Annotated in this window: 1 protein-coding gene; it reads left to right on the top strand. The window is 71.9% G+C overall.

All coding sequences use genetic code 11. The features are described 5' to 3' along the window. Nucleotides 1-82: 82 nt before the first annotated feature. Nucleotides 83-231, top strand: a 149-nt coding sequence (locus SM753_RS21245) for a rhodanese-like domain-containing protein (RefSeq protein WP_323193013.1), incomplete at its 3' end; no start/stop codon positions are given.

Here is a 231-nt window from a genome sequence, read left to right as displayed (position 1 = left end):
CCTGTGTTGCGGGTATCTGGGAGGGGGCGCGTTCGAGAGGGTAACCCGTGCGCCTACGGGACCCGACCGCTAACGACCGCGCATGACCGACGACCGCGCAGCGAGCGACGACCGGCGCGTCCCGTGGACGGTCGACGCGGACTGGCTCGCCGCACACGCCACTGACCCCGACGTCGCCGTCGTCGACGTCCGCGACGCCTGGGAGTACGACGGCATCGGACACGTTCCCGG

It is taken from the genome of Halostella sp. PRR32, from assembly GCF_034808085.1.
In the GTDB taxonomy this organism is placed as follows: domain Archaea; phylum Halobacteriota; class Halobacteria; order Halobacteriales; family Natronoarchaeaceae; genus Halostella; species Halostella pelagica.
The sequence above is the reverse complement of the archived record's forward strand: the minus strand, read 5'-3'. Positions and strand labels throughout refer to the sequence as shown.